The sequence below is a fragment of the Paenibacillus whitsoniae genome, assembly GCF_003955665.1.
Lineage (GTDB): Bacteria > Bacillota > Bacilli > Paenibacillales > NBRC-103111 > Paenibacillus_E > Paenibacillus_E whitsoniae.
Window position 1 is genome coordinate 33840 of record NZ_RXHU01000082.1, and the last position, 13026, is coordinate 46865.

Annotated in this window: 10 protein-coding genes; 3 read left to right on the forward strand and 7 right to left on the reverse strand. The window is 55.4% G+C overall.

The features are described 5' to 3' along the window. Nucleotides 1–32: 32 nt before the first annotated feature. Together EJQ19_RS24665 and EJQ19_RS24670 are read right to left on the reverse strand one after the other, a co-directional pair. Nucleotides 33–1568 carry an extracellular solute-binding protein gene (locus tag EJQ19_RS24665; RefSeq protein ID WP_126143903.1) on the reverse strand — a complete coding sequence of 512 codons (1536 nt, stop codon included), beginning with the start codon at nucleotides 1566–1568 and terminating at the stop codon, nucleotides 33–35. Between the two features lie 27 nt (nucleotides 1569–1595). Continuing rightward, entirely contained in the window at nucleotides 1596–3083 is a 1488-nt protein-coding gene (locus EJQ19_RS24670; RefSeq protein WP_126143904.1) for a sulfatase family protein, read from the reverse strand. 253 nt (nucleotides 3084–3336) lie between these two features. Here EJQ19_RS24670 and EJQ19_RS24675 point away from each other — a divergent pair, with 253 nt between their 5' ends. Beyond that, a complete protein-coding gene (locus EJQ19_RS24675; protein WP_126143905.1) occupies nucleotides 3337–4734 on the forward strand; it encodes a sulfatase family protein in 1398 nt (465 codons plus the stop codon). A gap of 138 nt (nucleotides 4735–4872) precedes the next feature. Here the strand turns inward: EJQ19_RS24675 and EJQ19_RS24680 are convergent, their stop codons facing one another. From EJQ19_RS24680 to EJQ19_RS24695, 4 genes are all read right to left on the reverse strand, one after another. Continuing rightward, entirely contained in the window at nucleotides 4873–5706 is an 834-nt protein-coding gene (locus EJQ19_RS24680) for a Nif3-like dinuclear metal center hexameric protein (protein WP_241243073.1), read from the reverse strand. 139 nt (nucleotides 5707–5845) lie between these two features. After that, complete coding sequence (locus EJQ19_RS24685) at nucleotides 5846–7300, reverse strand: MATE family efflux transporter (protein WP_126143906.1); 1455 nt, start codon at nucleotides 7298–7300, stop codon at nucleotides 5846–5848. 413 nt (nucleotides 7301–7713) lie between these two features. Further along, nucleotides 7714–8223: a hypothetical protein gene (locus tag EJQ19_RS24690; protein WP_126143907.1), complete on the reverse strand. Its 510-nt coding sequence runs from the start codon at nucleotides 8221–8223 to the stop codon at nucleotides 7714–7716. Between the two features lie 99 nt (nucleotides 8224–8322). Continuing rightward, the gene (locus tag EJQ19_RS24695; RefSeq protein ID WP_241243074.1) at nucleotides 8323–9255 is read right to left on the reverse strand and encodes a phosphotransferase family protein; all 933 of its coding nucleotides are present in this window, start codon (nucleotides 9253–9255) and stop codon (nucleotides 8323–8325) included. A gap of 183 nt (nucleotides 9256–9438) precedes the next feature. Here EJQ19_RS24695 and EJQ19_RS24700 point away from each other — a divergent pair, with 183 nt between their 5' ends. Continuing rightward, nucleotides 9439–9903, forward strand: a complete 465-nt coding sequence (locus EJQ19_RS24700) for a MarR family winged helix-turn-helix transcriptional regulator (protein ID WP_241243081.1) — start codon at nucleotides 9439–9441, stop codon at nucleotides 9901–9903. Nucleotides 9904–10675: 772 nt separating this feature from the next. Here the strand turns inward: EJQ19_RS24700 and EJQ19_RS24705 are convergent. Beyond that, complete coding sequence (locus EJQ19_RS24705) at nucleotides 10676–12595, reverse strand: DUF2334 domain-containing protein (RefSeq protein WP_164716708.1); 1920 nt, start codon at nucleotides 12593–12595, stop codon at nucleotides 10676–10678. Nucleotides 12596–12797: 202 nt separating this feature from the next. Between EJQ19_RS24705 and EJQ19_RS24710 the strand changes: the two genes are divergently transcribed. Next, on the forward strand, nucleotides 12798–13010 hold the full coding sequence (locus tag EJQ19_RS24710) for a hypothetical protein (protein ID WP_126143910.1): 213 nt from the start codon (nucleotides 12798–12800) through the stop codon (nucleotides 13008–13010). The last annotated feature ends 16 nt before the right edge of the window (nucleotides 13011–13026 follow it).

Genomic DNA, 13026 nt, shown 5'->3' on the forward strand with positions numbered 1-13026 from the left:
AGAATCGGCTTTCCCGGCACACGGTTCATGATTTATTTCGTCTTGAGGTACGCTTCATTCATTTCCTGAATAATCTGATCGCCACCGCCAGCCTTCCAGTCGGCAATCGCTTTGTCGATTGCTTCCATCGGCTCTTGACTCGCAATGACCTTCACCATCGTATCCATCCACTTTTTGTCGATATTCGTGCCGAGTTTGGTCGCTGTATCCGATACAAGGCCTGCTCCAGCATCTTTCACACGTACCTTCTCGTTGTTGTCAAAATAGGACTTAATGACCGCCACTTGCTTCGGATCCGTCCATTTGTAGATCAGGAACATCGGATCAAAGCGTTTGAAGAACCAGCCCAGGAGCAAAAACTGGCGATCCTTCACTGAGGCATCCAGTTGCTCATACTGCGTATCGCTGATTTTCTTGTAGTGGACACCCTCAATGCCATGCTTGACAAAATCATACCCTTCGTCGGACACCATGTAATCGAGCAGCTTCAGAATACGCTGCTGCTTTTTGGCGTCGATTTTCGAGTTAATGACGATATTATCTCCGGCCGTCAGCACAGGAATGCCGCCGCTGCCCGCCGGTCCTTTCGGCGGCATCAGCTGGACGAGTTCAGCCTTCGCATCCGTTTTCAGAAGTGGAGGCATCGTTTCTACAAACAATTGCTGCGGATTCACAGGAGCAATACCGGACTTGCCTGCCTCGAGCTTGTTCAGCGAGTCGCGCGATTTCAGAATCGGCGTATCTTTATCAAGCACGCCTTCCGCATAAGCTTTTCGCAAGAAACCGATATAATCTTTTAACTCCTTGGCCTGCGTCTGAATCGGGGTCAGCTTGCCGCTGTCATCCAGCTTCCAGTAATTCGCAAGACCGAAGCTGGCTGTCAAGAAATTCCCTGTGCCGCCGAAGCCGAATTTGCCGTTAGGGCTGATTTCCACCGAGAAGCCGACGGTATCGTTCTTGCCGTTGCCATCCGGGTCCTGGGTTGCAAACGCCTTCGCCACGTTATAGAACTCGTCAATCGTCTGCGGCATTTGAAGTCCCAGCTTATCGAGCCAGTCTTTGCGAATCGCGAGCGAGTCCCTTACTTCCTGGTAGTAGAACGGAAGACCGTAATACTTGCCTTTCGGATTGAACAGCTTCAACGATTCTTCCGGGATGTATTTGGTCAAGTTCGGATATTTGCTCAGCTCCGGCTTTACATCCATGAACACATTTTTCGCCTGCCATTTGACGAATTCCGCATTCGGCGCGTAGAAGACATCCGGGAAATTGTTTGACGCGGCAAGAACATTCAGCTTCTCCTGATAGCTTGCGGATGGCACCCACTCAATCTTGAGATCGATATTCAGTCGCTTGTTGATTTCCTCAATCATCGGATTATTCGGCGCCCAGCCGCCGCCCGCATAACTGCGGGTCATCAGATTAATCGTGATCTTCTCGCTCAAATCGTCCGCAGAGGCTTTCCCCTTGCCGGTTCCTTCCTTGCCTGTTGTTGCGGCGCCGGAGCAGCCCGCCAAAGTAGAAGCCATTACCGCCGTACTCAGTGAAAGCAACATCCATTTTTTCATGCCCTTCAGCCTCCCGATTGCGTATTATTATTTCTTTTCTCTCGCATCTCTAACATGTGGAACCGCATCGCACGTCTCCATATAAAAGGTGAGCATCCGCTCTCTAAGCTCATCACGGACGGAAGCTAGCGCGATATCCTCGATCCGATTCGTCGTTTCGCCCGGATCGTGCGCCAGATCGTAAAGCTCATCCTGCTCGTAGAAGCGGCGTACATATTTGTAGCGGTGTGTTCGCACCATCGTCGCCTTCGTATGCTCGGGTCCTTCGCTGCGCTGCATCTCGCCGCGCGGCCAGTACAGCATGGAAGGGTCCTCATTCGCCGGAGCCGACTCGTTGCAATGCGTTTCACCGTGCAGCCTTCCGCCCTCGCAGAACACCGCGTCGCGGTGCGTCTCCGTCTCACCGGCAACCAGGCTCGCCAGCGACTTGCCAAAGTGCGTATAGTTCGGCGTAAGGCCCGCATACTGCTGCACCGTCGCCGTCAGGTCGACCAATTCGACCAGCGCGTCGCTGACTCTTGGCTTCGCCGCTTCCGCCGCGGGCGGCTTTACAATGAAAGGCACGCGTGTCAGGCAATCCTCGAAGGTGTTCTGATTTTTTTCCACAAGCCCGTAATCGCCGGTAAAATCCCCGTGATCCGAGAAGAAAAAAACCGCGGTATCGTCGTAATTGCCTGCTTGTTTAAGCGCTTCCATAAGTAGCCCGAACTGATAATCTACCCTTGCGCACATCGCGTAATAAGTCGTTCTCAGCTCCGTCCAGCGCTCCTCGGACCAGCTCTCCATGCGGTACAATTCGCGCAATCCCGCCAGGATGGACGGCTTGCTGCCGGACAGCGCCTTCGTATCGATCCGCTCCGGCAGCTGCGACTTGTCGATGCGATCATACCATGTGCGTTCCACTGCATAAGGCGGATGTGGATAAAGAATGGGCAGATAAATGCACAGCGGCTTGTCTGTCGGCGGATTCTGAATCAGCTCGATCGCTCCTTGAATATTCGCCCAATCTGAATCGTAATAGTGGGATTCGCCCCCCGTGTCCAGCTCTCCTACAAAGAAGGAATAATAGGCATCGCTGTCCGGTGCACCCCGCCAATTGTCCCCTGTCCCTTCAAAGGCGCCGCCGAACATCGGCCGCGGAGCTTGTTTCGGCACGTACTTCACATCACAGTACGGCTCGAACCCGGTGCTGGGCGGAATGAGATCGTTCTTGCCGCCCCACCAGACGTAGTAGCCCGCGTCCTTCAAGGTTTTGAGCAAGACGGGTTCGTCCGGCTTCATCATATGATACATCGTACGGTGTCCTCTGACGTGCGGATACCAGCCCGACATGAATGAGCAGCGGCTCGGCGTACATACCGGATTTTGACAAAAGGCATTGCGAAAGGATACGGCGTCCTCGTTCACCATCGCATCCAGATTCGGCGTTACCGCCGCTCGATTGCCCATGTGCCCCAGCACGTCGCCGCGCCATTGGTCCGGATTGAAAAGTATGATATGCGGTTGTTTTCCCACACGGTTCTGCCCCCTTTTTCATACGTTAATCTGGCATTTCTTCGGGATGACCTTACTATACTTCGCCGCCCCTGTTTTCGTCGTTAACGCATTTTCCGATTTCTTTGCATTATTTCTTACACTCTACCGGCGATTTCACTAGGTCCAGCTCCTCGGAAAATATGCAAGGAAATCGGAGAATCGGTTATCGCACCGCTCAAAAGAAGCCGTTTATAGTAGATAGGAATACCTCAGCTTGAAGGGAGAGTTGCTTGTGAATGGGCCGAATATTCTAATGATCATGGTTGATCAATATCGCTCCGATTGGATGAGCTGCGCCGGCACATCTTATGTGCATACCCCTCATATTGACCGCATTGCCGGGGGCGGCGTCCGCTTTGTGCAGGCGAGCTGCAACAGCCCCGTTTGCGGCCCGAGCCGCAGCTCGATTGCTGCGGGATTGTATCCCCATCGCATCGGCAATCTAGAGAACTTCGTCAACTACCCGGTGGAGCAGCCCACCTATTATCAAGCCTTGCGACAGGCCGGCTACCGGGTAGGGATTGTCGGCAAGAGCGACTTGCACAAAGGCGATCACTTCTACGGCCTGAACGGCGACTTGCCGATTATGTACCATCTTGGATTTACGCACCCACATGAAACCGAAGGCAAAATGAACGCGGCGTTTCGTCGGAATCATCTCATGAACTTCGATCTGGATACCGGGGACGATGCGCATATCGCCGGGCCTTATCAACATTATCTGCGAGAGCATGGACAACTGGACGCTTTCGTCGAGGATTACCGTCAGCGCTTCGATGGCTGGAACTACTATAACGCAACGCCGTCTCCGCTGCCTGCGGAGCACTTCCACGACAGCTATATCGGCCGAAAATCCTGCGAATTTATCGAACAGGCGCCAGACGATGCCCCGTGGCATTTATTTGTCAGCTTCGTTGGGCCTCACGACCCGTGGGATGCACCCGCCGAATACGCGGAAGCGTTCGCGGACCGTACGTTCCCGGATTCGATTCGCGATGATCACTCCGGCAAGCCGGAATGGGTCAAGAAAAAATCCAAAAAGCAAACCGCCGATATGACGGAAGCTCACCTGACGCAGGTCAAGCGGCAGTACGCTGCGGCCATTCAATTAATCGACGATTGGGTGGGGCGCATGTTAGATACGTTGGCTCGCAAGGGGTTGGCGGACAATACGGTCATTATTTTTTGCGCAGATCATGGCGAAATGATGGGAGATCACGGTCTATTCCAGAAAAATACGATGTATGAGGGCGCGCTGCGCGTTCCACTCATCATCGCAGATCCCCGGAAAACGACAACGGGAACAAGCCCGGCACTCGCGGAGATGGTCGACCTGTACCCGACGATTATGGAGCTGTGCGGCATCCAGTATGCCCAAAGCAGGCTTGACGGCGTCTCGCTCGTGCCGCAATTGCAGGATAATCCCCCACCGCACAAGCCGTATCAGCTTAGCGAGCTCACCAACACGCGCATGATTTTTGACGGTAGATACAAATATATTGAGAACCATAACGATGCGATGGAGTTGTACGATCTGCAGGAGGATCCTCAGGAACTGCGCAATCTTGCGAAGGAGCGGCCCGAAACGGTGCGAAGCCTGATGAAAAGCATGGCGGGCTTGCGGAAATAAACGGAGATGGCCGGGGGAGCAAGCTCCTAACCGTAGAGGTGCGTGGAGAACCGTATGGCCAGCACGTAACAAACAAAAAGCTCTGCGCCATCATAATAAGGCGCAGAGCTTTGTTAATGACTATAGGGCACAGGATCGTCACAGTACGCTAAACAGCGGCTCATCCCGCAGCACATGCACGGGAACGCCAGGGAACCGCTCACGCAGCTGCGCCGCGAGCGCCCGCATCCCTGGCTCCTCGCTCTCCGCATGGCCGAGCGCAAGATAAGCTAGCGGCCGGCCCTGCCGGGCCGCGTCGCGCACGTACTCCGGCGTTTCCCATTCGGGGCCTTCGCCGGCAATGACGAGATCCAGGCCGTGCGCCTGGATGAGCGGCACCGCTACGCCGGCGCCGCCGCGATACCCCGCCGCGATGCCGATGCGGCGGCACACCAGCTCGGGATTCCCCGCTATGCGTACATAGGGAATCCCGAGCTTCGCTTTCACATGACGCGCGACTTGCGCCAGCGTCATGGGCTCGATCGCCACGACCGCGGCCGCCGGCTCGTGCGTCACGACCTGAGGCGCCCAGCCGAGCGCCTCGACTAACCCAGCCGTGATGGTATCCGGCTGGCAGCGGTGCGGACGGTCGTGGCAGCGCACGACCGTTATGCCCGTCCGCCGGAGCAGCTCGCGCTTCCGGCGGACGACGGGGTCATCCGGGAGCCAGGTCGCGCCGTCCTCCCGGTGGCAGTAAAACAGACCCTCGTGCGAGATCACGAGGTTCACGCCCAGCGCTGTCGCCTGCTCCAGCAGCGCCTGCGTCGCCAGAAAAACAACGGCGACGCCTGTCACAGCTGCCGAGGCCGCATCTGCATCGGCGCTGCCTGCTTCGCTCCCCGGCTCATACACAACACCATCCACGCCGCCCTCAGCCAGGGCCGTGCCCTCCAGCACATGTGCAATTATTTCCCCCATCGTTACTGGCGTCATGCCAACCATGCCCCCTAACCATACGTCTGCTTATGTATCCAGTTTCATACACCATTTACCCACTTTCAGCCGCAACGCCGGATTTCCCCCGCATGCTCGCCGCTCCCGCGCCGCCGATGGGAGCTGCAAGGCGACATTGTCACTTTTTCGCGGTCGGAAGCGAAGAAGCCGATGTGGCCGAGGGCGGGCTTGCTGAGGACGCCATCGGTTCGATCAATCGGTGACGGTACCACTTATCGCCGCGGAACCGCCAGAGGAAGACGCCGCCGCGTACACCCCATTCGATGTTCATGGCGAGCCAGACGCCGACGATGCCCATGTGGCACACGATGCCGAGCACATAGCCCAGCACGACCCGGAACAGCCACATCGACAGCATGGCGGTGATCGACGTGAACTTGGAATCGCCCGCCGCACGCAACGCCGCCGGCATCAAGAAGGAGAGCGGCCAGAGCGGAATCTGCATCAGCGCGTTAATCAGGGTTATGATGAACAAGTCGTGCATAATATCTTCCGGCGGATGGAACAGACCGACAATCGGTCGGAATAAAGGCAGCAGAATCAACGTCATGAGAATAAAAGAGAACGAAGACAAGCCGATGAACGCCTTGGCGAACTTGCGGGCGTCCCGCACGTTTTGGCGGCCCATGCACTGGCCGATGACCGTTACCGTCGTAATGGACAGTGCCATCGACGGAATCTGGAACACCGTCGCGAGCGAGTTGCCGATCGCGTTCGTCGCCAGCGCGTGCGTGCCGAGGCTGACGATGAACACTTGCGTCAGCATTTTACCGCCGTTGAAGAACATTTGCTCCGCCGCGAAGGGGAAGCCGACGTAGGAAATCTTTTTCACCATCGCCCAGTTGATCTGAAGCATTTCTCTGAGCTGCACTCGCAGATTCGTGTCCAGCTTGAACAGGTAGAGAAGCGCCACTGCTGCCGCGCCATAGCGCGAAATGTTCATCGCAATGGTCAGGCCGTGCACGCCCATATGAAGCACATTAATGAACAGCACGTTCAGCACGACGTATGTCAGGTTCATGATGAGCGACAGCTTGAGCGAAGAACGGGACTTGCCAATCCCGCGCAGCGCACCGCATACCGCCTCCACAATCGCAATTCCCGTAAAAGACAGAGAGCTGCCCACGATGTACGTCTTGGCGTTGGCGAAAACATCGTCTGCCGCTGCACCGAACAAAAGCTTTAGCGCAGGACTGTGGAAAAGCAAAATAAGCACAGAAATCGCCAGCGCCAGCAGCGATACGGAGGATACTGAGCTTGCCGCCGCTCGTGACACCATCCGGTCGTTGCCGCTGCCCTTGTACTGCGCCACCACCACCGTGCCACCGGTCGAAACCGCGATGAACACGCTAATCAGAAAAATATTGAGCGAATCAATCATGCTTACGGCACTAACCGCCGCCACGCCCGATGAGGAAATCATCGCCGTGTTGATCAGGTTCATTCCGACGAGGAATGCCTGATCCACGAGAATCGGTACATAGAGGGCGATAATGTGGCGATAATCGATCGCATCTCCGGTAAAATACTTGTTCAAAAAGGTTTGCATTCTCGCGCTGATAGTAGTTCTCATAGGAAGGGATCAACTTCTTTTTGTTTTGTTGTATTTATCATACCGTCATGCTTGCCAGCAAATCTTTTTGTTGGCGAAACTTTTGTTGGCAGGACCTCACTGTCCGGCACTGCTTTTTTAGTATAGCACAGATGGTGTCGTATGGAGGGTACATTTTGAGCATCCCCTTCGCGTCCCTCCTCGCCCATGAACCTGTAAAACCTGCATCGAATTTCCCGAAAAAGCCTAAAATATAATCCGCGATTTACCCATTTTTTGGGGCGCTACCGGGGCAGTCTACCCGATTTACCTGCACAAAATGCATGATTTCATGCGAAAACCCGCTTCGACTGACTGATTTGATGTACAAAGTGCAGGTCGTCGAGGGGAACTGCCATCTGCATCCCTCATCATTGAGTGCGTCAAAGGGAAAATTAGTTGCATTCACTTTCAAACCATGGGATATGACTCCACGGTTCAGCTCCATCGTCGGTTAGCGTAAACTCTATTATGAAGTCCAGTTCCGGTTCAGTATCCAACCTCGCTTCAACGTTGTTCATCTGGACAATTCGACATTTGTACAGTCCATTGCTAAGTTCAAAAACACAGTCTCGCAAATGAGCTTCCGGTAAGCTGACATCAGGAAATTGTGCCCCCATTGTTAGAGACTCATAGTTAATCAGACAGAGTCTGCCATTTGTTACTTCGATAATCCCTTCGATTTCTTTAAATCCGCTTACCCCGCTAAACTTCTCACCGATGCCTACCTTTAAAGCCCCTTCACCACCACTCCCCCAAAGCAGAAGGTTTTTGTGACCAATCTGTTGTTTAAAGTGACGGATCAATTGGCCGAACTCCCAATCTTCGTCTACGAAGGAAATGTAGGTTTGCGGGTTGAATACGCCAAGAAATCCTGAATCGTCAGTAATCTCAAAAAATCGCATCGGTACCTCCAACTATTAACTATGGTATGAAGACCTCTTTAGCCCACGTATGACGAACTCTTCAATTTGCTCTTGCATCCTCATCCTCTAAATGCTTGGCTAGCCTTTGTACCACTTCGGTACGGCGCTTTCGAAATTCCGATGATCATTCAGTACCCTTTGAATGCGGACCATCATTGAATCGAGCTGTGCCGGCACGACTTGGAGCGTCCACGTGATCGTTCCAAACATAATCATTGCCGTATACAGCGCATACAGGTTCCAAAACTCCCCCGGAACCTTCCCTTTAAAATATCCGTCGATTTGCCCCATCGAGAACGGAATACTGACTTCGCTGGCGAAGTAGGCGATTTTCAGAAAATCATGATACGGGTCTCCCCAGTCGTACCGATTGAAATCGATCGCCGCCGCATACGCACCGCCCTGCACGAGCAGGTTGCCGGGATGAAAGTCATCGTGTTGAAAACGGTTCGGGCGACCTTCCAGCAGCGGCAATTTCTCTTCGATAAAGGCAATAATCGCACGCTCTCCAGGCAGCTTAACCCCACATTGGCGATAGTCCGACAAGTGACGGTTATGCTTCGCAATCCTGCGCATTGACCACGTTTCCAGATCCACAGGCGCTTCCATCTCGTGCATCATAAGCAGTTCCCGGCCTGCTTCAACACCCACGTTATACTGTTCCTCAGCCGTCATCTGCGGCAGCCTTTCGGACGCATCCTCCCCCTCGACATACCGTAAAACCATGTAACATAAATCAAGCGCCTCAATCGTGCCAAATGCAACAGGCTCAGAAGTACGAACGCCAAGGGCGTGGATATGGCCTACGATCTCGAACTCCCGCCTTTTACGTTCGCTCTGCTTGAAAGTCGCAGTACGGAGTACATAAGCCGGTTTGTTACTCCCTTCATAAACGAGGTATTTCCCGTCATAAGAGAAACCTTTATGAATCTTTGAGATCGCCGTGGCGTTCCGCAGTAGTGGGATATATTCCCGCACTTCGGTTATTTGCATCATTGCCTCATTCGTCACAGAAAGCCCTCCCCTACTCGATATCTTCTCAATATTCTGCTTGAATCTCTGTTTTCCTTTTTCTTCCTCTCCGATGCCGCATCGTTCGAACACCGAGTAATGCGGCCCGAAAGTTGACGACAAGGAGCTCTTTTCTTATGATTAGTGTGCCTTACCTATCAGGAATGTCTGGCGGTGACGACAATGACACAATACTCCCATGCTTACATCCTCAGCCTGATTGATGTATTTTCACGTTTGGCTAAGGCTGATTGGCGCAAAACCACGGTCTGGGGAATCAAAACGAGCGAAGTCCGCGTTCTCGTCCTCATGAAGAGAATGTTGGACCAAGGCGATACATCGGGAACGACCGTTTCCGAGCTGCGCAAAACGTTGCAAGTCACTTCGCCGACCGTGACGCAAATGACGAACAGTCTCATTCACAACGGCTATATCGAACGCTCCCCGGACCAAAGTGACCGCCGCATCTCCAAGCTGACCCTGACGGAAGCAGGCATCACGCTCGCGCAAAAGGCGACGGATCAGTATAAAGAGATTTTCGCAGGATTAATCGACCACTTGGGCAAAGAGCAGACGGATCAACTGATCCATCTCTTATCGGAATCTTTCACCTACCTGCAAGGGGTTGGCAAAAAGAACGCTGAGTAACCTGCAAGCGACCTAAGGCCCTGCACGTTCCGTTAAAAGAACGTGAGGGCCTTTTTGCCGGTTGCAGGTGGGGGGGGGGTGGGGCATAGTCGTCCGACGGCAGTGGACTCGTGCGGCGCTTTGGTCGAGCCTGCTGTTCGCCGGCAGCGCCACAAATCACGCCTGGCACTCCTCACTCCCCATGATACATGCGCTCACCACGCATACCTGCTGAAGTAGACTAATATTACGCTGCCTCCCCCTTCCGCTGTTCACGCCACCGCCCCAAACCTGCGATTAGACAGGAATTTCATCCCGTTCTCCCCCGATTTCGGCAAAAGCCTGCGATTTGGCAGGTTTTTGTGGCAGATCGGCCGATTTTCGGTGAATCCGCTCGAAATGCCTGCGTTTTCGCAGGCATTTCCCCGAACAGGCCGAAAATGCGAAAAATCCCTGCGCATTCGCAGGAATTTCGTCGTTTCTTTGTCGGCAAGCAACTTGTCAGCGGGCGGGGTTCCCCTTAAGCAAGCCAGCCGACCTTGCCCCCGACTACTCGCCTGACAAGCCCCACCGCGCCTGGCCAGCCTGCTCTCCCTGCTCCTCCTGCTCCTCTGCTCTTCCTGCTCTTCCTGCTCTAATCCGCTGTTGCCGCTGTTGCCGCTGTTGCCGCTGCTCTAGCACGCCGCCTCCGCCAAACTGCCTAAAAACCTTGCTGAGCCACCTGCAGCGCAGCGTGCCCAGCCAAAAAGGCCGCCCCCGAAGGAGCGGCCCTCCACCAACACCCGCACGCCCCCTACCGGGTCGCGCCGCGGAACGACATCGCCATGTCCAGGACATGGCCGGCCTCGTCATACGAGGCAATGTCCGCTTTGCCATTGCCGTCCCAATCGGCGGCGAGCCCCTGCCGGGCGGCGCCCTGCGCCCAGGGGCCAAACGCATTGTCGAGCGGGCGGAAGCTCCCGCCGCCTTCATTCTCGAGCACGCGCCAGACGCCTGTCGCCGCGTTGTACAAAATCACATCGCTGCGCCCGTCCCCGTCCGCATCGCCAACCAACACCTGGCTGTCCGCGTCCACGGACACCTTATCCAGCGCTCGCGGCGGGGCGAAGCCGCCGCCGCGCTGCTGCGCCAGCAGCGACAGCTTGCGGTCGCTGCCCGACACACACAGCACGTCGTCGACGTCCGTGCTGTCGAAGCGGCCGGTGTACACGGCCGCATCCTCCGGCAGCGCCGCGGATACGTCGGCGTACTCGACGCGCTTGCCCGACACCGCCGCCTGCACAAGGCCGTGCGCGCCCTTGGCGATCAGCCCTTTGCCGCGCGAGAGCTGAAGCGCTTTCAGCGAGGTCAAGCCCGGCGGCATCGCGCCCATGTCCTCCGGCGGCAGGAATGCCTGCCCGTCCGACAGCGCCACGCGGACAGCGCCGGTCTGCGCGTTGTACGCGAGCAGGTCCTGCTTGCCATCGGCGTTTACGTCGAGCAGCACGAGCTGCTCCTCCGGTGCATACGCTTCCTGCAGCCACACCTGTGACCCTTCCTGTGTGCGGTTGCGCGGCGGCGTATAGTTGCCGGGGATCACAAGGATGCGGTGCGCCTCCCGCACGACAACATCGGCATGCCCTTTGCCTGTCACATCACCCACCAGCACATGGTGGATCGGCGTCTTCGGCGGCAGCGTGACGCGGCTGCCCGGCGTGAACGGCACGACGTCGTACAGCGACATCCAGCGGTAGCCGCGCTCCTGGAAGCCGGCCATCAGCTTGTGCAAGTAGGAGGGATCCTCCTCCTGCCGATACGCATATGCCGGAAGCCCGTCCCTTACCACAGGCGCGCCGTCGGTGCCTTTTACCTGCTCCAAATGCGAAAATTCCAGGAAGGGGTGAAAATAAAACGACGCCAACCCGTCGTCCGTCCGCGCTCGATCCAGCATTTGATCGACGGACAGCGAGTCGCTCACATATTTGAAAGGGGCCGGGACGTACACGGAACCGAGACTCTTTTGCCCATACGTATTGACCGTATCGTAGGTGACGAGATCTTTCAGGGAGTTCTTCGAATGCATGTCCGGTTGATAGAGCAGGCCGACGAACGACCGGAACACTTCCTCTTGCCCCCGGGTGTCCTGATAATGCGGCGACTCCCAAAAGGCCGGCTGCAAGCCCGCTTTCGCAAACGCGGCAAGCGCATCCTTCATCCGCTCGGCCGCATATGACGTCTCCATCGTTTCCGGCGCACCCTGCACGTTGAACTCTGAGCCGATCCCCGAGTTATGCTCACCGTCTGCCCGATACGACTCGCCATACTGATGCCGGTAGCCGTGCATACCGAGGACGCCGCCGTTTCGCTGCGCATCCTGGAGTACCTTGATGAACGCGCTTACCAGAGGATCGGGATTCGGGTCGTCGATGCCGCGTTCTTTCCAGACACCGTCCGCCTTCATCGAAATGCGCCTCGGAATGACTGCAACATGATAGGGCACATGCTCCGAGGCCAAATATTCAAACACCGCACGCAGCTTGCCCAACCCCTCGGGACTGTTGTAATCGCCGCCAAGGCCGACATCCTCCAGCCGAATCATCACATGCCGTTTCTCCACATTGGGCGTGGTATTCTGCTCTGTTGTCGCAGGGGTGAACGTTAAAGCGATCGTTCCGATGAGACCGCCGCATATCCCGATGCCAATTTGCTTCCATAACCTGAATCTGCGTCTCATTCTAGCTGTTCCCCCAATTGTGCCAAGCATCGATCATCCCTACAATTCGACATCTTTTGTAATCAAATTATATCGGAATCTATCGCCGCTTACTATACGAGATTACTAGAAAATCCACGCAATCTTTACATCCCGTTGATACTGCGATGACATGCCCGGCTTACACTTAAAATATCTTGAAGCGACGGAGGCGGCGAACCTTATGACGGTCAAAATGGTCTGGTTATGCATTGGCTTATTTTTCCTAACGGCGTTAGGCGTCAGCGCCCATGAAAAGAATCCGGAGGCCGCTGCCCAGCCTTCCGCCTCCCTCCCGGTCGTCCGTCCCTACTCACCTGATGTTTACAGCTCCACAGCTCAATTTGAATATGAATTCGAATGGCTTGGGGGCGCTATTGAAGCGAATCCGCAGTAGGTTATCGATATAACTA